Consider the following 21,590-nt stretch of genomic DNA (forward strand, 5'->3'; position numbering starts at 1 on the left):
AATTCCCTTCTTTACCTACAATACCATTTTAAATACACCGATCACCTGAAGATCTACAGTCTCTTCATCTTTCAATACAATTGGACTGTAAGAGTCATCCGTTGATTTAGGCAAAAGAATAATTTCCTGATGCTGCCAGCCTTCATCGGTAATGGTCTTTTTACTGGAATACTCTTTAATGGTATAATTGGCTCCAAAATCGCGATCTTCAAAACTACTGGATTCAACCAGACAGATCAGACCGTTTCGAGAGCCGCCCTGATAGCGTTCGAATAAACAGATCGAACCATTGGGAATAACCTTATTCATGGACTCCCCTACCACCGTACAAGCAAAATAGCGTTGGGGATCGTACCCTCCATTTAGCTGTATATACTTAACACTTCCATGTTGCTGCAACTCCGAAAAACTACCTGCTGCAACAGCTAAGTCATAGAATGGAATGCTGTTATCCGAAGGATCATCGCTGATCACCAACTCATCCTTTTGCTCTACGTCTTGCGCTTGTTGCAATCTGATGAATTGGGAAAGGTATACTCTCAGGTTATCATTACAGACATAGACATAGGTTCCCTGAATGCCGCGGAACAGGATTGTACGGTAAATATTAAGGATATAATTTTTAAGAATAGTTGGATCAGTAATAGAAATCTTACCGTTTTTGTCCTTGTATTTATCTTTATAAACGACGAAGCTCTTGGTATTAAAGTCATAGTCCAGTTCCGGCCCGATGATCAGTCCCGTATAATTCAGATCATAACCCTGTGTCGTGTGGATACACCCAACCTCATTGATGGCATTTGCTGAGTTTACCCAATCAACTTCCACACTATTCCATTGTAACTGGCTCTCACCAATTATTATATCTTTTAGTGTCCGGTCATTCTTTGAGATCCATTCCCAAGCGAAGCCAGCAACCATACGACAGAGCCCATCCTGAGCATCCTTACGTTTGATGGTTTCCACCATTAGGTCCAGATCATCAAAAAGTTTAAAATCGTAATGGATACTTTCAAATGGCTTGGGTGTGACCGTCGTATTGTCTGTAAATACCCCATAAATAAGATCCATATAGGGTGCCCCACCTCTGACACGAAACTGTGAACGCAAGCGTTCAATTCTAGTGCTACTTTTTAGCTGTAGATCAATAAAGCGCTGTGCATCGACATCAGATGGCTTGATAGACTGAAATTCATCATAGAATATAATTGATCTGTCAGACTGCAGTTCGATCCAATCTAGTTCGGAACAGGTAAGTTCATCGAATCCCAACTGTTGGGAGACTTTTCTAAATGTACCATAATAGGCAGCAAGATTTTTCCATCGACGTAATCTGTGTCCCTCGTCGACGATAAGGAGATCATATTTTCTTTTTGCGACTTCGGCAGGTCCTATGACCATCTTTGAGGATAATCCTTTTATATTTTTAAAGACATTGCTGATTGTCTTGCGAAATGACCGCATTGGTATAACTAAGCCCATCTCAAGGTCACCATATTTTTGCCGGACTGATTCAACAAGCTGGAACACTTCTTCGTCAGACTCGTCAAAATCGGCCTGATTAAAGTCTTTAAGATCAGTTTTCAGCAATTTAAAGAGAAAAATAGCCAATATGGACTTGCCAGTACCAGCCCCGCCATGAATCAGACTGATCTTGGCCTGATCATCCAATAAGCAATTGAGAATCAATTTCAAGCCATTGGTCTGTTCGCGTGAAAGACTCTTGTATGGAGAATATTTAAACAGATCAGAATTATCGATATGCTCCAAGGAATGGCGAGCGATACCGAGAGACCGCAACTCGGACCATATATCGCGGAACAGTTCCCAGTAGACTTCCTTTTGCTGGTAGAACTTGTGATCAGAGATGCCCAGGTTGCCATTCAGCAAGTTGAACTGACCGTCGGCAGCGATATAACGGATCAGGTTTGACTCTACATCCAAAGTCGCAGACTTATTGAATAGATCACTCAATATCAGGGATACGGATTTAAGATCCTGTTTTTTTTCGGTTTTAAGATGTGCTTTCATCCGGGTAACCACATCAGTAGTCTCACCGACGTAGGCTTCCTTTTTATTGTGTAAAAAATAAACGATGGGCCATGACAGGTAATCACGATGTTGTTGGAACAACGTATACTCTAATTGTGAATCAAACTGATATGGAATAACCTGAAACTGTTTCGGCATTATAATTCGTTGTATTTTTTTGCGGTTCCCTTGGCTTTTTCGACTGGGTATTTTTCGTTGTTGAGTTTCATCTTGTCCTCCACGATCTGCTTGACGTCAAGTCCGTGCTTATCGGCAAGCAAAAGGGCATACATCAGTACATCGGCAAGCTCATTTTTCAACTTGTCGGGATTGGCATCTTCATTGCCCTTCCACAGGAAAAGCTCGAGAAGCTCTGAAGCTTCAATGCTCAATGCCACTGCAAGATCCTTGGAATTGTGAAACTGCTCCCAATCTCTTGCATCTCTGAATGCTCTGATCTTTGCTATTAACTGCTGGATATCGGACATGGTAAAATCTTTTAACTAAAAACTGGCCTTTGTCCAAATATCCGAAATATTGTTTAGGAATGAAAGGGCGTTGAAGAAATCCAGTGCTTTTGAAGTCTGGTTCGGAATCGGCATGATCGAAGGTACTTGTAATTGATAGACGATAGAACCGCCCTTCAAAAAAAGCGTTCATTAAATTTGGCTGTTCAAGTAACATGAACAGTTAAATTTAATGAACAAAAAAACTAAATAACTATAGTGCAAAATTTGCACATTGCTTTTTTCGTTTGGTGACGGATACGGTTTTATAAAACAGGGGCAATAGCTGAAAGGAAATGTAAGTACCTTTTTTGCGACAGCTGCGATTGGGCTTTTCCCCTCTCGGAGTTGTATTTATCTTCGATTGCGCCAAACTGAGTGGTATGTCGGAAATTCCGAGCAATACTTATTTCCCTAATCTTTCTACTAATTCTTGTACTAAACACGGAAAAACCACATCTCACAACGTGGCCATAAATAAACATATGATTCACTAGTGGTCTACCTCATTCTCCCTCCAATAGCCTCTTTCCCTCTTCGCTGATCCGATCAAGAGTCCAAATAGGATCCCAAACGAGATCGATAGCTATTGCGCGCTGTGGGAATTGCTGGTGCAATGTTTTTTCAACGCCATGAACGATAGAGTCACCCATCGGGCAATAGGGTGAAGATAATGTCATGGTGACAACAATACAACTGGGATCGGTTAAATCAAGATCATAAATTAAGCCCATATCCACGATGTTGATCCCCAATTCGGGATCCATCACAAGCATCAATGTCTGAATAGCTTTTAACTGATCGACAGCTTCCGGTTTTGTTAGATCAATTTTCATGGTATCTTTCGTTACGTATATAGACATAGGCCGTACTCTATTTACTTTTTCTTTGATGAAAAACTACGTTTCCGACATTGACAAAATAAACAGTAGCAAGTGCTACCCAAATCCAGACTGCACAGTATAATGCCCACCTAAATTGGCCAGCCACAGCAACCGCCATGACGACGAGTGCCACTAGATAAAGGTAATATTGTATAGAAAGTAATCGCTGGCTATAAAGTTCTTTGGGCAAAGGTATTTTTTTGATGCCATTGAGATCTTTATAACACCAATTCCAAATCATAAAAGGCAGGGTCTTATAGGTCATCCCTAAAATAATACCCGTTATCCATCCCAAAAACACCCATACGGCATATAAATTCACCCAATTACCAGACTCCTGCCGGACAACCATAGGTAAGGTGAGAAACGCGAACAATAAACTCAAAAAAGAAATGAAACAATGTTTCATCGGAATATCCAGTACCTTACGCGCACGGTGCACAAAACAATCCACGACAAAAACAGCCCAGCAAACAACTCCCAAAAACACTATTGCTCCAAAGACAAGGGATCTTAATCCCACAGGATGGCTATATCCGTCCAATAAAAAAAGTACCAATCCAAGGTTTATCAAAATGACCGAAACATAAAGCCACGTTGTTTTGGCGGATCGCCCCAAAAGAAACATAGGCAGCATCTTTGCTCCCGCTCCCAGGATCAGCTGCAAAAACCAACCAGCAATACCTACGTGGGCATGTAGTTTTAGGATATCGAGGTGACTTTTTGTTAGAAAACCATGGGCTAAATTAATGGCAAGCAAAAGGCCTAAAGTTGTGGTAAAACAAAGCCAAAAGGCCGAGAGCGTAAAATAAAGGCGTAGTTCAAATAGATGCTCCACATCTTTAGTCGTCATCCACAGCATGTAGAAGTACAGGTAGGAGCTGAGCGTAATCAATAGCCCCCCCAGACACATGAGTAAACCGATCTTGAAATACCAGAAACTATAAATCAACAAACAGGTTCCCGATGTCAATAGGATATAACTGGAAAATGCCAATTTGGAAGAGCTAAGCTGGCGTTCAAAAATAACCGGTACCAGCTGATACGCCGCTCCATAAATGACCATCGTGCCCCAACCTAATGCTAGGCTATGGACGATAGCCAGCACTTTAGGTTGAAAATGGTGCCCAAAGAGCTGCCCCCCGCTAAAAATCAAGAGGAGGCTGAATAGTAGAAAAAAAATGCCTGCAGTGATAAAAAACGGCAATACAGCATACGCTTCTGGGCTCTTATGAATAGCAATATGTGCCATTTTATTTGACGGGATAAATTAACAGATGGACATCTCCAGGATGTTGTTCATGGATGAAAATACGATAAGAAAGATGATCCAATTCTTCTAGTAAATGGAGCGGAACCTTCCGATGTTTTACATAGACAACCTCATCGGCTTTCAGTTGGGCAAGGGCCTCAAGAATTGATTCCATGGGCTGCGGCATAGGCAATGCCCTGACATCCAATGTAACAAGCTGAGGCGCGGAAAGTCGCGCTAATTTCTGCCCAAAAAGTCGTTCCGGCACAAATGAAATGTGATCGTCCTCAGCAGACTGAATGGACAGCACTGTATCATTTTTATAAAAGTAACATCTGAATTCGCCCTCCGCCCATTCGTGGCTATAGCTTGGCACTCCACGTTCTTCCATACGCCTAATCAATGGAATGGGTACAAATGAATTGCTGATGCAAAGAATCCCTCCTGCGGCGAGTGAGCGATACAACTGAAAAATATCTTTTAACGGATCTTGCCCCAATTCCAATAGGGGTCTCACATCTAATACAACCGTCACTGCTGCATCATCCATCCAACTTGGCCGCTCTGCTGCAGCTAATGGATCATTGACTTTCTCAGCTCCATCTGACATCCAAATAAAGCCGAGCGGTACCAGCGCAGCACGAAAATCTGCAACCGAACATCCGCCAATTTTTGCTGCTTCGCCTATGGAGACCCGAGGGGCCAGTATCCGACGCAACACCGGGATCCGGATCTTGCGCAAGGGTTTGGCAATAGCTGCAATGGCTTCAATGCTTAGGTCATTATAGCTGATCAGTTCTGAAATCTTGGTATGCTGGTTTATCCGCATGGCTTTTCTAGTTTTTAATTCATTTGAACACCGTAGCTGGCGAGCAACTTTGGAAATAAAATATTATTCTCCAGGTGGATATGCTGCAAAAGATCGGATTCGAAAGATTCGATCTGTGAAAATAATGACGTGTAGGAATTGCAGGCATTGGCTGGCAATGTGTAATTTTGGGTAATTTTGCGCAGCTGCTGAAGCTCCTTTCCTGAATCTTCGTGTTCTGAAATCAAAAATTGAATGAGCTGATCCACCTGTTTGCTGGTCAATTCTTGTTCATTCTTGGTTGCCGGAAAGAGCTGCTTCTCCTCTTTATCCAAATGAAGATAGAGGTCATCAAGAAAAGCGTCAAGTTCCTTGGCTAGGCTGACCAGCTCGGGATGCTGCTGTGCATGCACATCGGCCACTTTATGTGCGAGTTCCTGAATAATCGGTCCTTTTTCCCGGACATACCGATGATGGATATTCTTAATATAATCACTTAAAAAATCAATATCCCAATCTTTAAAATTTAGCGGCGGGCCAGCTATAGGAAGCTCTTCGGATTGGTTTAACCGTCTGCGCAATTCAATTTCATCGAGACCAACACTATGAGCGGCCTCCTTAAGCGTCTGCTTACCACCGCAACAAAAATCTACCCCCAGCTGTTTTAAAACTTCGGCCTTGCGGATATCCTTGGCAGCAATATTGCCAACAGTTTCCAGTGTTTCGCTTTCCAGCGGTTTGCCAAGGCGAACCTGCCAGTATTCGGGCCCCGACTCAAGATAATTCCAAATGAGATCCTTTCCACGTTCACCCAGCAACTGATAATAGAGCGGCTTGGGATCATGATCGTTTTTGATAATAAATGACTCGCCCGAATCCAGGGCATCGAAGTGATCAAATATGGTCGGGTGTTTAAGTCGAGGTTCTATATTGAAAACCTCCAATAAAGGTGATTTAATCATGATAATAGTATTAAATGGTAAATAAATTATTATAAATCCTTTTTCTTAAAATAGCGAATAGATAGCCCTAGAGGAATGATGCACCAAAGTAACATAACCAACAGGGTGATCGCAATGCCGAATGTATTACCGAAAAAATCCCGAAATATCGCCCCTGTATAGCCCATCATTGCGGAGAGATCTACCTGTAATAAAATAAGGATGCGACAGATATCGATGGGATTGAGCATGGACAGTGCAACCATTCCATGTTCGATGGGATAATCCGCAAACTGAAATAGGATGAAAAGCACCAGTGCGTCAAAAAGCAGCGTGAAATAAAGCCAAAGCAAAATTGCCAATCCTATCCCCTTCGACTTATCCCTAATCAATACAGATGTCCACATCGCGATCGAAACGAAAATCAAGGAAAGTAACAGTCCGCAACCGACCAAAGTAATACCCGAAGAGCTAAATGCATAGATAAAAGTTGGTATGCCAACGCCGATAAAAAAAGCTAAACTAAGTGCACCTGCCAGGCCCACATACAGGCTGCCCCAAATGCTTTTCCGTTGCAAAGGCTGGCTGACAAGGCAATTGACAAACTCGGAACTCTGGTAGATATAGATGCCTGAAAAAACGATACTCATCAGCGGAACTACAAACAACACAATATTCAGTAGACTGAGTAATCCCTTTTCATAATTGTCCTCCATGCTGTAGACCGTCATGGAAAGTACAAAGAGTAATATGGTGTAGCATAAAATGGTCTTGTTGCGCAAGAGATCCACAAAAACGTAGCATATAATTTTATTCATCTTTTCTCTAATTAGACAGGTCGCGGTTTTGTATCAAATAAGCGATTGCTTTGGATAGCTTTTCAGTACCTGTATCTTCTTTTAATTGCTGCAAGCTCTTATGAAACTTCAGCTCTCCTTCCTGCAGAAAGACAATCTGCGATACAAATTCATCGAGATCACTAAGTACATGGGAACTGATGATGATCAGTTTACCGCGTCCGATTTCTTTCTTGATTTTATCCTTGAGAATTTCCGTAGAAAGGGGATCCAGTCCCGCCGTGGGTTCATCCAGGATGAGTACTTTGGGGTCAAACATAAATGCGATACAGGCGCTTACTTTTTGTCTTGTACCACCGGAAAGAGTCGCCATACGTTTTTCCAATAGCTTGTCCACACCGAAAGCCTGGTAAAGATCCGAATCCATCTGGGGCAGTTTGCGGATATCCTTTATCATATCCAAAACCTGTGCGATGGACATATTCTCGGGATATTGGCCTATTTGTGGCATATAGCCGATATGGTTCCTATAAGCCCATTGCTGTACAATATCCTGTCCTTCAAATATGATCCGTCCTGCACTCGGCATGACCATACCTAGGATAGACTTCATCAACGTGGTTTTACCACTGCCATTGGGGCCTATTAAGGCAACACATTCGCCACCGTTCAACGTCAGATCGATACCTTTTAATGCGTTGAATTTGCCAAAGCTTTTCGTTAACTGTTGGATATTAATCATACTTTTATTGATTTCATCCGAGGCTTATCATCTTTAAGCCCCTCGGGTGTCAGACTTGGTAATAGCTTTTCAGTCCGGTCAAACAACATGGTCATAAAACTTCGAAAAAGTAACATCGCCGAAGGATAGCGCTCAACCATCATCGAGAATAGGCTTACGGGACGAAAAGGGATATCCCCAAATCCGTCTTTATCCAGATCGTATCCCTCGTATTTGTCCCAATAGTTATGCACAAAGCTGTTGAGTGTAAGGGTGCCATTGGTGGCAACATCAAAGGTATTCTGAAGAAAATTATTGTCTTTAAGCACATTGTCCATACAGCTCGACTGAATCTTGAGCCCCCATCCGTTGCTCTTAAAATTGTTATGTTCGATATGGATGCGATTCGATCCTTCCATAAAAATACCCGTGGTATTGCGGCTAAACTGATTGTTGATGATTTGACTATCGGAAATATCTTTGAGTAACAATCCATAGGCAGCATCGCCCCAATTCTCTTCGAAATTATTGTTTTCCATATGGACATGCTTGGTATACATAACAGCTACACCTGCACCATTGCTGCGAAAAGTGTTTGAGATGTAACTGTTCTCATGGGAAAACATAAAATGGAGACCATAGCGCAGATTTTTTTCAGAAAGATTGCCCTGTACTCGAGTATGGGTCACAAACTCAAGATAAATACCGTCCCTGTGTCCTGACACTTCATTATTTTCAACACTTAAACTATCTGATTTCCAAGCATGAATACCATTACCGATCAGCTGCTCCGCTGTACCAAAAGCTTTGAGGATATTGCCTCTTATTTCAACGTTTGTCGCATTCTGCGCATAGATCCCGAAAAAATTGTCCACGAGCTCATTGTCAAAAATTTTGATATGCGCTGTATTGTAAATTTTAATACCGGCAATATCATTCATGGAAGAATGTCCCGAATGCTGTATTGAAAAGCCTTGAACAGTAACCCCCGGTGATTTGATCGAGAGTGGTTCATATTTTTTCTCACCGTCCAGCACAGGTTTTCCCAGGCCTTTCAGGAAAATTGCCTTATCAATAACAATATTCCCCTCCTTATACACACCCGCCGCTACTAAAACGGTATCACCTGATTTCGCTTGTGCTAAGCCAGCCTTTATTGTCCCGACAGACCGCCCCTTTCCTACCTGGATGGTTGTCGCCGATAAAGGCACGTTTACGAGCCAAAGACAAGCCATTGCACAGTACAACGCTAAAGCTAGATTCTTCATTGTTATTCATTTATTTCCATAGATCATTCCAGGTCATCACCGTGCCACAGATCTCTGCTTTGACCTTATCCAGTTCCACGCGTTTTTCAAATACAGCAACATTGCCTCGCATTGGGCTTTTCAAGGCTTCACTTTTGAGATAATATGCACCTTCAGCCGGTATGAGCTTATGGCTAACATAATCCGGCAGGTAATAAATGGCAATCTCTTCTTTTTTGACCGAGTTCCCTTTGACAAAGGCGATCATACATTGTACGTCATCAAAATTAAATACCCGCCCCTTTTTTGTCTGCAGCTGCGTCCCAAAACGCGCGTCCGTTATTGTCATCTTACAGTGGGCACATTGCTCGCTACCGTATTTAATAGGCTTGGGTTTATTGTTGCCCTGACAGGCCTGCAAACCACACAGAACCAGCAATATACTACTACAGATCAACGCGAATAATTTATAGTTTCTCATATGATTTTAGTTTTAGGGTTTTATTATTTTGCCACTCCCGCACTGTACAAAAGGCCAAGATAATTCCACAGAGTATAAAGATCCATCCTCCGATATCAGGTATAGAATAGGCGCCAAAATTTAAAAGCTGTTTGTATCCGATCAGCGGTGGCTGGTAAGACATTCCGGGAACTTTTATCGGTGCAGATGGATCGAGCTGATGCCCATAGTTGTATTCCCAGATATAAAAGTCAACCAGGGCTGCGACTCCAAAAAGCAGAAAACAAAAGAATAAGCCATAGAGCAGTTTTCTATTCTGCACGAAACCGGTAAGCAAAAAAGCAAGCGCAAAAAATAAGATGATATAAGGCAAGACCGTAAATTCTATGAAATCTTCCGCATGCAGCGTTTTCATCCCGATATAGTGGTTCAGTCCATTGATAATATCAACTTGTCCGGCCAACTTGTTGCTATAGATCTGTAGTTCTAACCCTTCTGGGTATTGTGCTGCGTCGAGCTCAATACGCCAGATGGGTAGGAAGATGACCGCTACCAGGGTCAGGCCACTCAGGATCAAAAGAATCCGATGTACTGCTGACAGGTGACTTGTAGTTTTCATCATTTTTAGGTTATATTAATTGGTCTTCTCTTGCGCTTGATTCGTTCCCAGACTATAAATCAATGGAACATTGTTTCCTTTTTTTGAGATACGGATATACCCCTGCATCTCTTGATGCAACGCGCTACAAAAATCCGTACAGTAAAACGGGAATACACCTACTCTATCTGGAACCCATTTCAATGTCTGAGTCTCTCCCGGCATAATGAGCAATTCACCATTCTTTGCGCCTTTGACAGCAAAGCCATGCGGCATATCCCAGTCCTGCTCAATATTGGTCACATGGAAATAGACTTCATCGCCTAGTTGTACACCCTCGATATTGTCCGGGGTGAAGTGTGAACGGATGGATGTCAGGTATACATGTACCTGGTTACCTTTACGTTCAACGCGCGCATCTTTGTCTCCTTTGGCAACAAATGGGCTGGTATTTTCTTCAATTTTAAAAATCTTCACACTTTTGTCTTTTACCTTCTCCGCTTTAATAGCTTGCGCATAATGTGGTTCACCAATGGTCGGAAAGTCTAACAACAATTGCATTTTATCCCCCGAGATATCAAACAATTGGGCACTCTGAGCCAACTCAGGTCCTGTAGGGAGAAAGCGGTCTTTCGTAATCTTATTATAGGCGATGACATATTTGCCTTCTGGATTTTTGGTATCTCCACCAGGTATCATTAAATGGCCTGTTGAGTAAAATGTTGGTGTACGGTCAAGCACCTTTAAATCCTTAATACTCCATTTCACCAATTCTGAAGACACAAAGAATGACGTGATTGCATTTCCTCTGCCATCAAATTCTGTATGCAGTGGGCCCAAGCCAGGTTTTTGGACTTCGCCGTACAGCGCAGATTCGTATTTGATAATTGGGATACCACCGAATTTTCCTTCGAATTGTTTTTCCTGGATTGCTTTCTGCATCTTAGCGAACGAGAAGACAGGTATAACGGCGGCCAATTTACCCGACCCTACAATATATTCACCTGTGGGATCGACGTCGACACCATGCGGAGATTTCGGGCAAGGAATATAGTAGCATAGTCCCTCTAGTTCCTCCGCCTTCAGTACAATAGTTTCAGTATTAAATGTTGTTTGTGCAGTATGTGACTTCTCGTTGTAGGTGTTATGGGCATACTTCAAGCCTGTTACCTTTTTCCCTTTTCCAGCTTTTAAATATTCCTCGGCTTTTTTCCAGTTTACGGCCAATATAAAATCTTTGTCGTTTTTAGAGGCGTTCACCTCCAACAATGTATTTGCTTGTTCGGTGTTGTAGGTAGAGAAGAAGAACCAACCATGGGAAGTTCCCTTTCCGGCTCGGCTCAGGTCATAGTTTACACCTGGAGTCTCAATCTGAAAAGCCAATTCCATGCTCCCATTATCCTTATTGACACTGACAAAACTCAACGTTCCTCGAAAATTCTTTTTAAAGGTATTGATTGGAACATCACCGGACTCACCATCTGGAGGTACTGAAAATCGCGTTCCGGCGACAACATATTCGGTATTTTCGGTAATATAAGGCGAGGAGTGATTTCCACCGCTGTTGGGGAGTTCGAGTACCTCTGCAGTACGAAAAGTCGTCAGATCTATCCGCGCAATACGAGGTGTATTGTTAGCATTGACAAATACCCAACGGCCGTCGTAGTTTCCATCGGTTTTGGAAAGCTGCACGTGGTGTAAATCATCCCAGGGTACATTGCCATGGGACGTTTCGAGCATCGGCTTAGTCTCTTCACTAAAGCCCCAGCCCTTTTCGGGATCTAGTGAAAAAACGGGGATTACACGCAGTAATCTGCCGGATGGAAGTCCGTAAACGGAGAGCTGCCCACTAAATCCTCCGGATACGAAATTGTAGAATTCATCATATTTCCCTGGTGCAACATACACTTTTTCAGCGGCATCACCACTCACGGCTGCTCCGGCTCCTTTGGGTTTACATGCATCGAAAGTGGATAGTAATGTGCCTGCTATCAGGCTCGTCAATATGTATTTTGTTAAAGTCATTCTATTCTTATTTTAAGGTTAATACCTATGCAGCTTTGTTTATTCTTATTCAGCTTTATTATTTTACACCATCATTTTGTCGCATAAACTCCAATACCTTTCGGGCTTCCTCGTCCGTTAGATTTTGGTTAGGCATTCGGACCATGCATAGTTCAAGTTGTGCCTGTAATTCCGGATCCTTATCAATCATCGGATCAGGATTAGTAATAAAATTCATAATCCACTGTGGTCTTCTCCGTTGTGTCACCCCTTTCCACCCTGGTCCTACCAATTTTTCGTCGGTAAGCTTGTGACAGGAAGCACATTTCAGGTCAACAATCAATTTTCCGGCTGCGGCCATTGGTGCATCCAAATGGTCAGCGATTTCCACTTTGTCAAATTTTCCCTCACCGCGGTGAGGATCATATCCACTGGCGTCATTTGCCGAAGCCCCAGATTCATTAACACTGTTGGCAACTGTCTTTTTCTCGCCATTGTTTGAGGAACAGGAATAGATAAATAATCCCATCAAACAGCATACAATTAGCTTTCTCATCTTATTTTGGTTTTGTGTTCAAACTTGATTGTGTTTTACTTAATCCAAAGGTACTATTGAACATTGTAGCCATTTTATGAGATAAATCATAAAATAAAACAGGAGGATACAAATCATCAACAACAAACCATAAAACACTACATATAAACATATTACACACATATTGATCTTCATCACTAATTCTCGTGACCGACATCAACGTCTATTTTGTAGCGCTGATATAACTTTGCTTTGTGTACTTAAATTATCTTGTATCGAACTATGATTCCACCCGAAATACTTCTCGAAAACGGAGCGAGCAGCATACATGCCGATGCCGGTGAAATACTTTTTCATGAGGAGAGCATGGCCATTTTTTATTATCAGTTGTTGAGCGGACGTGTTTGTCTTTCTAATTTCTTGTCCGACGGTCGAGAAGTCTTGCACAATGTTATCTGTGCTAATGAGGGGTTTGGAGAAGTAGCTATATTGGACGGTGGAGTTCATACTGTAACGGCGATTGCCGACAGCTCATGTACATTATTGAAGATCAGTTCGAAAAGATTCATGGAGATTATGTACGAATATGGCAGTCTGCATCGTTTGATTGCCCAGAAGATTGCGCGGGAACTACACTTTAAGATCTTCCTTATAAAATTGATTTACAATCGTTCTCCAGAAGAGATCCTCTCCAATCTGATCCGCAAATTAATTGAGAGTAAGAGGCTTGTTTGTCAGGAATGCAACCGACTCATGCTCACGCGACAACAATTAGGTAATATGACTGGTCTAAGAGTAGAAACGATCATTCGGACGATGAAACAAATGGAAAAGGAAGACAAATTGAATATCATCCGTGGAAAAGTCTTCGTCCCTGCCGACGGCATAGATTGATCGCTGAAACATGCTATTTCGTATATCTGAAAGAAATCAACATATGAAGAAAATCAGCAACTATTTAAATATTACAAATTGGATCGTCATTACCCTATTCAACTTACTTATCGTAAGTATTTTCGGGTTAATCATGCGCTTAAAATTTTTATTTCCCATCCCCTGGCTTGAACAAAGAAACCTCATGCACGCGCATTCGCACTTCGCATTTTCTGCCTGGGTTTCCCAAGCTCTTATGATCTTTCTGATTATGGCCGTTTTGGGGATAAAGGCCAACCAGATTTTGTGCAGGAAATATCAGTATATCCTGTGGACTAATTGGTTAATTGCTATAGGTATGCTTTTTTCCTTTTCAATTGCTGGTTATAATCTAAGTTCGATTATATTGTCTTTCTTATCCACACTTGTCTCCTATTGGTTCTGCTTTCAATTATCGAAGGATCTTAAATCATCGAAGCTTCCCCCAGCTATTTCTATCTTAATTAAGGCAGCACTATTTTTCAATATATTTAGTTCACTAGGAACCTACTTTCTGGCTTATCTTAAAGCAAGTCACCAACTTGATCCACTACAACAACTTACATCAGTCTATTTTTATCTTCATTTTCAATATAATGGCTGGTTTTTCTTTGGATGTATTGCGCTGCTAGCCTGCTGGCTTTATAGACATACAGGAAAAACACCAATGAGCCCACGTTTTTCGCTCGTCTGTGCCCTGACTGTTATACCTACCTTTTTCTTATCAATTCTCTGGTGGAAGAATTTACCCCTGTGGCTCTATATTATTACAGTCATTACAGTAATTTTACACTTCGTTCTTTGGGGAACGTTAGCACGAAGAATTGTCCTACTGATCCGAAGCAATCTTTCACTCCGTTTAATCCAGGATACATCTAAAATTTGGTTATGCGTCCTATTCGCTATTTTCCTTAAATTGATATTACAGGCATTATCCGTCATACCCGCCCTGAGCCAAAAAGCTTATGGGTTTAGACCAATTGTTATTGCTTATCTCCACCTAGTCCTGTTGGCGGTAATAACACTCTTTTTATTTGGATATGCTTTTCAGGTTCACATCTTAAAAATCGAAAAAGGCAATCACTATGGCGTTTATGGTTTACTTTTTGGAATCTTTGTAAATGAATTTGTATTAATGTTGCAGGGACTCGGAGGATTTACTCATCATTCCATTGCAGGGACACATACTGTGCTGACAATCGCGGCAGCTATTATTGTAGCAAGCCTTTACAAGATAATACAAACCCAATTACGCTAAGATCGATTAACCGAAAGCTGATTTTAAACCAGATTCAAAAATATATAATTCACTTTTTCTGTCATTATTTTAATCTAGCAAACCATCTACTAGGGAGGATTACTTATACAAGAAATAAATTTTAGCTTCCGCTAATGATTCAAAACTTTTTGAAAGGTATTCCTTCAAAGAGAAGTGTTGAAAACCAACAGCCGCTATCGAAATCCAGTATGCATTTGTAAGTAGCAAAAAAACTTACGGTAGCCCACATATTACTTGAGAATTGCACAAAAAGAATATCAAAGTTTCCAGAGTGCAGGTAGTTAAACCGATTAGAAAGGCAGGATTACGAAGTATTTTCAAGAGAAAATTTAAGGTGATCACAGATTCCACCGATAAATTTTCGGTATCAGGGAATATATTGTACCGTGATTTTAAACCGGGAACACTTGGCAGCATGGGAAGCGGAAATCACTTACATCAAAACGCAGCAGGGATGGTTATATTTAACCACTGTAATCGATCTAGAGATAAGAACGTAATCGGATGGGCTTTAAGTGAGACCGTGAAAGCAATAGATATAAATTCAGCAAAAAACCACAACGTTCTTCCTGAGATATGAAGATATAACCAAAGTGTCGCCTCGCCGGACTGTGTCCGACGGGCGACAGTAGGGAGAAAGTAAGATTATTTAAGCGAATTGATCATCTTAACTAAATTTTCTTTATCCATTGTTTTTAAATCTCCTTGAGCAAATGTGTACACGGCATTATTTGTTACCTGTACATCTTTGATGGAATAAACCACTTTCTGACCACTTGCAGATGCAAAGACAATGTGGACTTTTAACCCAACGGGTACAAACCCATAATGTTCAGTAAAAAACTTACCTTTGGTATCATAGATATCAAGTTGTGCCAAGGCATTAGGTTCGTCTTCATACAGCAAATACACGGCTGAATTACGCTGATCGTACCCCTCTGGAACTTGCACCTGAATCTTGGTTTTGGGACCATCGACCATAACAAAACGATCGACATTTGTCCAACCAAAATAGGCACTCAAGATGTCATAATAAGCGCTATATTGGCCGGTATCACCTGCAATAACGCCCAAGCCTTCCTCAAATCTCGGCTCATCTCCTTGGGCTGGATTAACCTTTGGATCAAAAATATCAAGCCAATTGAGATTACCTTCCGCACCGATTAAACCTTTCCACAACCGCATCTCTTGATCAATACCACCCGTATGACGCGCTGGAATTTGTACATGAAACGAACAGCCGGGCCGAAGATCTTTTTCACCCTGTTTGACAGTCAGATAATATTGTCCTCCAGTGACCAAAGGAAGTAACTGTCCCTGGTCATTCACTCCCATTAAAGGCTTATTAGCCAAAAGCATACCACCGCGATCATATAATTCGACAAAAGTCAAACTAACCTGCCCCTTGACAGGCCTGCCATTGGCATCATTCAGACAGTCAGACGGAATCTGAACTCGTGCCCCCATACTGGAGGTAAAATCCACTCCGGATTCAGCTGGAAAATTGACACCTTGGGCCTTACTATCTATAAAATCGGATCGCAAGGCTTCAAAACTGGCCGCAGAAGCTTTGGTAATATCCGAATCAACTGGATCGGATTTACAGGACACTTGACATGTCAATCCAACTAGGATCAAACAATTAAAGATTAAAAACTTATTCTTTCTCATCGTGCATTAATTAATAATTATATATTCCACTTAATTTATGTTTACAAAAATCTAGCTTAAAAAGATCCATTTGCCCCGCTGTCCTTGCGGGGCTCCTGGATCCGCCAACTAAACATAAGAAACCTTGATTCAAGTACGCTGAACCTTAATGTATTAAAATTGAATTACTTCATTCGCCTAATTTTAATTTTGAACTTCCTCTCGGCATAGGCAATCAATGCTTCAAGTTCATTAATCCGATTATTCAATAGGCTCTGGTATCTTACCAGATCTTTGTTTTTGTCAACCAGCAATTGCAATTGGTCCGCCCCCTTGTTTCTCGATTCGACAGTTATTAGTGGGGCTTCAGCTGAAGCCCCACTAACTGTTATACCAGAACTTTCAGGTGCAGCCACTAGTATCGCGCGCTTGAGCCAATTGACCATTGTCCTTTTATCCTTAATATTACATTGGATCATTGCCTCTTCAATAAAGAGGTTACCCAACAAAACTTGTCTTGCGGCTTCCAGCCTTTCTAACTCTGTATTTTTATCAATCATAACCGTTACAATTAATTATTTTATACTTCATTGTTTCTGATATTAGCACGCTTGGGTAGAAGAATACAGACAGTATGACCGCTGTTGTCACTGACATCCAGATAATGCTATCTAATCCATCCCTTTGCCCATAGCGCCAAGCTAATGGGAGCCCATAATTTGTGGTTTGCGCACCAGGCTAGTACTTTGTAATGGGCTGGCAATTGAGTCTTCCAAATGAAATCATTGGCTTCGGGGAATATACCACGCCATGTTTTATATGCAGCCACAGTTGTTCCATTGACCAACAGATTTTTCTTTGGTCTTAGTTTTAATAATTGTATTTCCTCCGAAAGTGCCAAATCACTCTTACTGGCAACGAACGCTGCAATACCTTTGACATTTTCAATCCAGCCTTGGTCAGCTTGATCACTTCCTACCCGACTGCTACTAATTGAATCAGCGCGATACTTGACATAATGATAGTAGGCTGCATGGAGGTAAGATACACGCTTTGCGTAGTAAAAGAGCTGCACCGACACACGTAAGTCCTCACACATATTCATACCGTCCGGAAATTGGATTTGATGATCGGTAAATACAGATCTGCGGACAAGTTTATTACATAATCCCCCCATTAGATCGCCTTTGATCAGACCTTTTATACAGTCATGTGACTTTGCTGAATATTCCTGTCGGATATAATCCTCCCTATCGTGATAGGTATTGTAAAAGTCACACCAGACAATATCAGCCTCATCCTGAATCAACTTACTGTACATTTCTTCAAATAGATGCGTATCAATCCAGTCATCTGAATCCAACCAGCCTATACATTCGCCAGAGGCATGCGCTAGGCCTGAATTGCGGGCTGTAGCCGCACCTTTATTTTCCGCATGATTAATAATTTTCACGGTCCTGCCTCTATGGAAATAGATCGCAATGGTATTTTCCAGAATAATAAGACTATCATCTGTACTGCAGTCGTTCACAAAAATAAATTCCGTTTCGGATAAGGTCTGTCCAAATAAACAGTGTACGCAGTTTGCGATGTAATTAGCGGCATTAAAAAATGGTATGATAACTGAAACTTTCACTTGCATAACTTATTTTTTTCTTGAGGTTAATTTTTTCATATAGCTTTTGACCACCAGCTTCTCTGTTTGATCCAGTCCGAAAAGATAAAGGAAAAACACAACAGAGAGCATTCCTGTCAAACCAACGCACGCTACTCGTAAGAATCCTTCAGGTAAATTGCAGTGAACTCCAAAAGAGCAAACCGCACAGATTGGTAATACTACCAATATCCGTAACACGATCTTTTTGAAGTACTGGATACGGTCCATCGCAATAGCATGGCCCACGATCCATATCCGGATGCCCTGAGCAATCAACGCGATCAACAAATGAACAACAAACACCGATTCAGCAGGATAGCCGAATTTCAATATAAAATAGGATATCGGCACGATCAGCAACAGGATGGACCCCTCCCAGAGCTGGAACCTCTTGATATTCCCCGTAGCGTGAATGGCAACGATCAATGGATTACTTAATGTGGAGAATAATCCCACCAACAGCGTCAGCCGTATAAAATTGATACTACCATCTGGAACTTGTCCCAACCAGAGGCCAAGAACAAAAGGAGTTTCATAAAACAGAGGCAGGGAAATGACTAACAGCAAAAAGAAGGAAAGCTTCGAACTGGTAAAGATCAATTTGTGCATATGGGTAAGCTCTCCTGTTGCGTAGTTCTTGGTAATCTGCGGATTGAGAGAGGTCTGAAAACCTGAAGAAAAGCCATTAACGGCATTTTGTACCTGGACAGCGACTGCCCTTGCCGCATTGGTTGCCGGACCGAAAAATAAGTTCAAAAGGACATTCAGACCTTGGGTATAACCTACCACAGCCAAATTGCCATTCATCGCCCAACCAGCAAAAGAGGCAATCTCCCGAAACAGTACACGATCCCAGATAAGTTTTTTGATATGAGTCTCTTCGAATTCCCGAAAACTAACGTAACGATACAATAAAAAGATAATGGCCGATGACACAAAGATCAATATGCCGTATAGTTGTAACTTGTCAAAAGAAAATAATGTCAGTGCATAAACAATCACAAGTTTAAAGACAACATCTATCATAGAAATCGAAGCAAAAATGCCCATACGTTCCCGGGCGATAATGACCCCCACATATGGGACATTCATAATGCTGAAAATTGCCGAAAAGATGGCCAGATGATAGACCCACAATGCTGCCGGGAGCCGATGGGCTGGTATCACCAGTTTTTCGCACACCACCCAAAGACCAATTGTCTCACCCAGCAGGAGGATAATCCCAGCGATGATCAAATGAATAGATACACTGATATTGAACACCTTCAGCAGACGGAGCCAATTCTCTTTCCCGATTTCAAAAGTCAGAAAACGCTGGGTCACTCCTGCCAAGGAATAATTAAGAAAGGAAAACATTGCAACGACACCACCCGCAACATTGAATATCCCAAAATCTTCCACCCCCAAAACCTGAAGGACTACACGCGAGGTGTACAGCGTCACCCCTAAAGTAAATAACATCCTGATATACAGAAAAAATGTGTTTTTAGCGATCCTTTTATTGTTGTCCGAAACCATGTAATATCTTATACTGTTGCTTTAAACTGATCATGAATCCCCCACATTAGGCTGCGGGGGATTTTATTCTTCAAATTATTCCGCGATCGTAATAACCGCTCTGCTCAGACGTGGGTCATCATAGAACATGTTATCCACTCCGCCTTTGTAATCTACTTTCAGTTGATTCGGATTGACATCAAACTCTCTGGTCAATACATTGTAAATCGCTTGGGCACGCTCACGGCTCAGACGCTCGTTGGTCTGTGGACTTCCGGTTCCTTTATCTGCATAACCAGTAACTTTGTAGACAACTTCCGGGCTTCCGGCTTTGATAACTTTAGCAAAAAAGCCTAAATTGGTACGCGCTTCGTTGCTCACTGTACTCTTGTTGATCGGGAAAGTCATTAAGATAGGTGCTGCTAATACACGATCGTGTACTTTTACATCAGTAATGACCTCATTTTTAGACTCAGCCAGCTGTCTGCGCAATGCATCATTATCCGCAGCTAATTTGTTAACCTGGTCACGTAATCTATCTAACACTTGCTGATCATAGCGAATGACGGTCTCTGTGCTTTTGTCCCAATCGCGTTTTGGAAATTTATAAACTAAACCGATCTGTGCCGCCAGTGAACCTTCGTTTTTACGGCCCCCAAGCTCCCCATCAAAACGGTCATTCACTAAACTCCCACGAACATCCAATGTCAATTGCAAAGCGTTTGTCAACCGGAATGTATTGTAAATACCCAAGTTGGCACTGACCTCTTTGGCTTTGGGCTCATCATTCGTCACCATCCATCCCAAACCTGCATAGGGACTGATTTCGTAAAACCTATCCGGACGGTAACCACCAAAAATATTGGTCAGATTGAAAAGCACATCTCCATTCAAATGGAAATAGTTAAACTCTTTATTATACAGCCAATAACCATCCCAAGGCTTCCCGTCATAACGTTCCCCAGTAGAATGTGCACCATTCTGTGTAACACCTACAATTTTAAACCCACTTGCTCCAACGCGCGCACCTATACCCGGGGTAAACCATTTACCGAAATAAGCCGAAAAATTTGGTGAGAGGGTTTCTGAAAACTTCATCTGCTTATTGTGGTCGCCAAAATAATGTTGTACTCCGGCTCCTGCGCCAATAAACCAGTTGTCCCAGAAATGATTGGTCGTCACGCGGTATTTATCCTGATCGACCGTCTTGATGGTATCCATACGGACCGTTTCAGTCTGTCCATAGACCTGGACAGACCCTGCTGTAAGCAGCAGTGCTGTAATTAGTGGTTTCATAAATATTTATAAATTAAAGTGATAAAATAGTATTTGTCAATCTTGAGTTACTGCTTATCAAGCTCCTTTTGAGCAATGATCTTTCTTAATCCCGAACTGGAAAAACGATGATCACGACTGTTGTAATAAAGCGCGATCCCTTTTTGCTCGCAGTATTTACGACCGGTAAAATCCGTTGTCTCGTATTCCTCACCGATAATCCGGACATCTAATTTAAAAGAGCGCAAAATGTCCTCAAGATCTTGTTCGGTGGAGTAAGGAACGATTTCATCGACGTACTTACAGCCCCGCAATTGGATATAGCGTTCCACAACCGTCTGTGTGGGCATATTCTTTTGCTTCCGATCGACAGTAGGATCTATCTGTAGTCCGCAAATCAGATAGTCACATCGACGCTTGGCTTCGGCTAGCATCATAATATGCCCGGCATGGAGCAAATCGAAAGTAGAAAAGGTGATCCCAACACGAAGCTCCCTTTCGTTATCATGTCTGTTCATTCTATATGATTTGTCAGA

General features: G+C 41.8%; 21 protein-coding genes. 2 read left to right on the forward strand and 19 right to left on the reverse strand.

Annotation, left to right across the window (positions count from 1 at the left end; translation table 11 throughout):
* Positions 1-15: 15 nt before the first annotated feature.
* The 13 genes from ABFX33_RS01160 to ABFX33_RS01220 form a co-directional block, all read right to left on the reverse strand.
* A complete protein-coding gene (locus tag ABFX33_RS01160; protein WP_346083740.1) occupies positions 16-2,190 on the reverse strand; it encodes a DNA/RNA helicase domain-containing protein in 2,175 nt (724 codons plus the stop codon).
* Positions 2,190-2,519 (reverse strand): nucleotide pyrophosphohydrolase, encoded by a 330-nt coding sequence (locus ABFX33_RS01165; protein WP_120259781.1) that lies wholly within the window; start codon positions 2,517-2,519, stop codon positions 2,190-2,192. Before ABFX33_RS01165 ends, ABFX33_RS01160 begins: the two co-directional genes overlap by 1 nt.
* Positions 2,520-3,043: 524 nt before the next feature.
* A complete protein-coding gene (locus tag ABFX33_RS01170; protein ID WP_346083741.1) occupies positions 3,044-3,400 on the reverse strand; it encodes a metal-sulfur cluster assembly factor in 357 nt (118 codons plus the stop codon).
* Positions 3,401-3,410: 10 nt separating this feature from the next.
* Complete coding sequence (locus ABFX33_RS01175) at positions 3,411-4,673, reverse strand: hypothetical protein (RefSeq protein ID WP_346083742.1); 1,263 nt, start codon at positions 4,671-4,673, stop codon at positions 3,411-3,413.
* Between the two features lies 1 nt (position 4,674).
* Positions 4,675-5,502, reverse strand: a complete 828-nt coding sequence (locus ABFX33_RS01180; RefSeq protein ID WP_346083743.1) for a DUF2249 domain-containing protein — start codon at positions 5,500-5,502, stop codon at positions 4,675-4,677.
* A 14-nt stretch (positions 5,503-5,516) separates the two neighbouring features.
* On the reverse strand, positions 5,517-6,443 hold the full coding sequence (gene ric / locus ABFX33_RS01185) for an iron-sulfur cluster repair di-iron protein (protein ID WP_346083745.1): 927 nt from the start codon (positions 6,441-6,443) through the stop codon (positions 5,517-5,519).
* Positions 6,444-6,472: 29 nt separating this feature from the next.
* Complete coding sequence (locus ABFX33_RS01190) at positions 6,473-7,240, reverse strand: ABC transporter permease subunit (protein ID WP_346083747.1); 768 nt, start codon at positions 7,238-7,240, stop codon at positions 6,473-6,475.
* Positions 7,241-7,247: 7 nt separating this feature from the next.
* Entirely contained in the window at positions 7,248-7,961 is a 714-nt protein-coding gene (locus ABFX33_RS01195; protein WP_346083749.1) for an ABC transporter ATP-binding protein, read from the reverse strand.
* Positions 7,958-9,208, reverse strand: coding sequence for a nitrous oxide reductase family maturation protein NosD (locus ABFX33_RS01200; protein WP_346083751.1), 1,251 nt, complete (start codon positions 9,206-9,208; stop codon positions 7,958-7,960). Before ABFX33_RS01200 ends, ABFX33_RS01195 begins: the two co-directional genes overlap by 4 nt.
* A gap of 10 nt (positions 9,209-9,218) precedes the next feature.
* Positions 9,219-9,668, reverse strand: a complete 450-nt coding sequence (locus tag ABFX33_RS01205; RefSeq protein ID WP_346083752.1) for a nitrous oxide reductase accessory protein NosL — start codon at positions 9,666-9,668, stop codon at positions 9,219-9,221.
* Complete coding sequence (locus ABFX33_RS01210; protein ID WP_346083753.1) at positions 9,655-10,269, reverse strand: hypothetical protein; 615 nt, start codon at positions 10,267-10,269, stop codon at positions 9,655-9,657. Before ABFX33_RS01210 ends, ABFX33_RS01205 begins: the two co-directional genes overlap by 14 nt.
* A gap of 12 nt (positions 10,270-10,281) precedes the next feature.
* Positions 10,282-12,270, reverse strand: a complete 1,989-nt coding sequence (gene nosZ / locus ABFX33_RS01215) for a Sec-dependent nitrous-oxide reductase (protein ID WP_346083754.1) — start codon at positions 12,268-12,270, stop codon at positions 10,282-10,284.
* A 58-nt stretch (positions 12,271-12,328) separates the two neighbouring features.
* Complete coding sequence (locus ABFX33_RS01220) at positions 12,329-12,805, reverse strand: c-type cytochrome (protein WP_346083755.1); 477 nt, start codon at positions 12,803-12,805, stop codon at positions 12,329-12,331.
* Between the two features lie 261 nt (positions 12,806-13,066).
* Between ABFX33_RS01220 and ABFX33_RS01225 the strand changes: the two genes are divergently transcribed.
* Entirely contained in the window at positions 13,067-13,678 is a 612-nt protein-coding gene (locus ABFX33_RS01225) for a Crp/Fnr family transcriptional regulator (protein WP_346083757.1), read from the forward strand.
* Between the two features lie 43 nt (positions 13,679-13,721).
* Positions 13,722-14,954, forward strand: coding sequence for a hypothetical protein (locus tag ABFX33_RS01230; protein ID WP_346083758.1), 1,233 nt, complete (start codon positions 13,722-13,724; stop codon positions 14,952-14,954).
* 666 nt (positions 14,955-15,620) lie between these two features.
* Here the strand turns inward: ABFX33_RS01230 and ABFX33_RS01235 are convergent.
* The 6 genes from ABFX33_RS01235 to ABFX33_RS01260 all read right to left on the reverse strand — a co-directional run bounded on the left by ABFX33_RS01235 (position 15,621) and on the right by ABFX33_RS01260 (position 21,572).
* The gene (locus ABFX33_RS01235) at positions 15,621-16,646 is read right to left on the reverse strand and encodes a hypothetical protein (protein ID WP_346083760.1); all 1,026 of its coding nucleotides are present in this window, start codon (positions 16,644-16,646) and stop codon (positions 15,621-15,623) included.
* 164 nt (positions 16,647-16,810) lie between these two features.
* Positions 16,811-17,185 (reverse strand): hypothetical protein, encoded by a 375-nt coding sequence (locus tag ABFX33_RS01240; protein WP_346083761.1) that lies wholly within the window; start codon positions 17,183-17,185, stop codon positions 16,811-16,813.
* 107 nt (positions 17,186-17,292) lie between these two features.
* Complete coding sequence (locus ABFX33_RS01245) at positions 17,293-18,267, reverse strand: glycosyltransferase family 2 protein (RefSeq protein ID WP_346083762.1); 975 nt, start codon at positions 18,265-18,267, stop codon at positions 17,293-17,295.
* Between the two features lie 3 nt (positions 18,268-18,270).
* A complete protein-coding gene (locus tag ABFX33_RS01250; protein ID WP_346083764.1) occupies positions 18,271-19,743 on the reverse strand; it encodes an MATE family efflux transporter in 1,473 nt (490 codons plus the stop codon).
* Positions 19,744-19,875: 132 nt separating this feature from the next.
* Positions 19,876-21,075, reverse strand: a complete 1,200-nt coding sequence (locus tag ABFX33_RS01255) for an OmpA family protein (protein ID WP_346083766.1) — start codon at positions 21,073-21,075, stop codon at positions 19,876-19,878.
* A gap of 47 nt (positions 21,076-21,122) precedes the next feature.
* Positions 21,123-21,572, reverse strand: coding sequence for an adenylyltransferase/cytidyltransferase family protein (locus tag ABFX33_RS01260; RefSeq protein WP_346083767.1), 450 nt, complete (start codon positions 21,570-21,572; stop codon positions 21,123-21,125).
* Between the last annotated feature and the right edge of the window lie 18 nt (positions 21,573-21,590).

This window comes from Sphingobacterium ginsenosidimutans (assembly GCF_039536865.1).
Taxonomy (GTDB): Bacteria; Bacteroidota; Bacteroidia; order Sphingobacteriales; family Sphingobacteriaceae; genus Sphingobacterium; species Sphingobacterium detergens.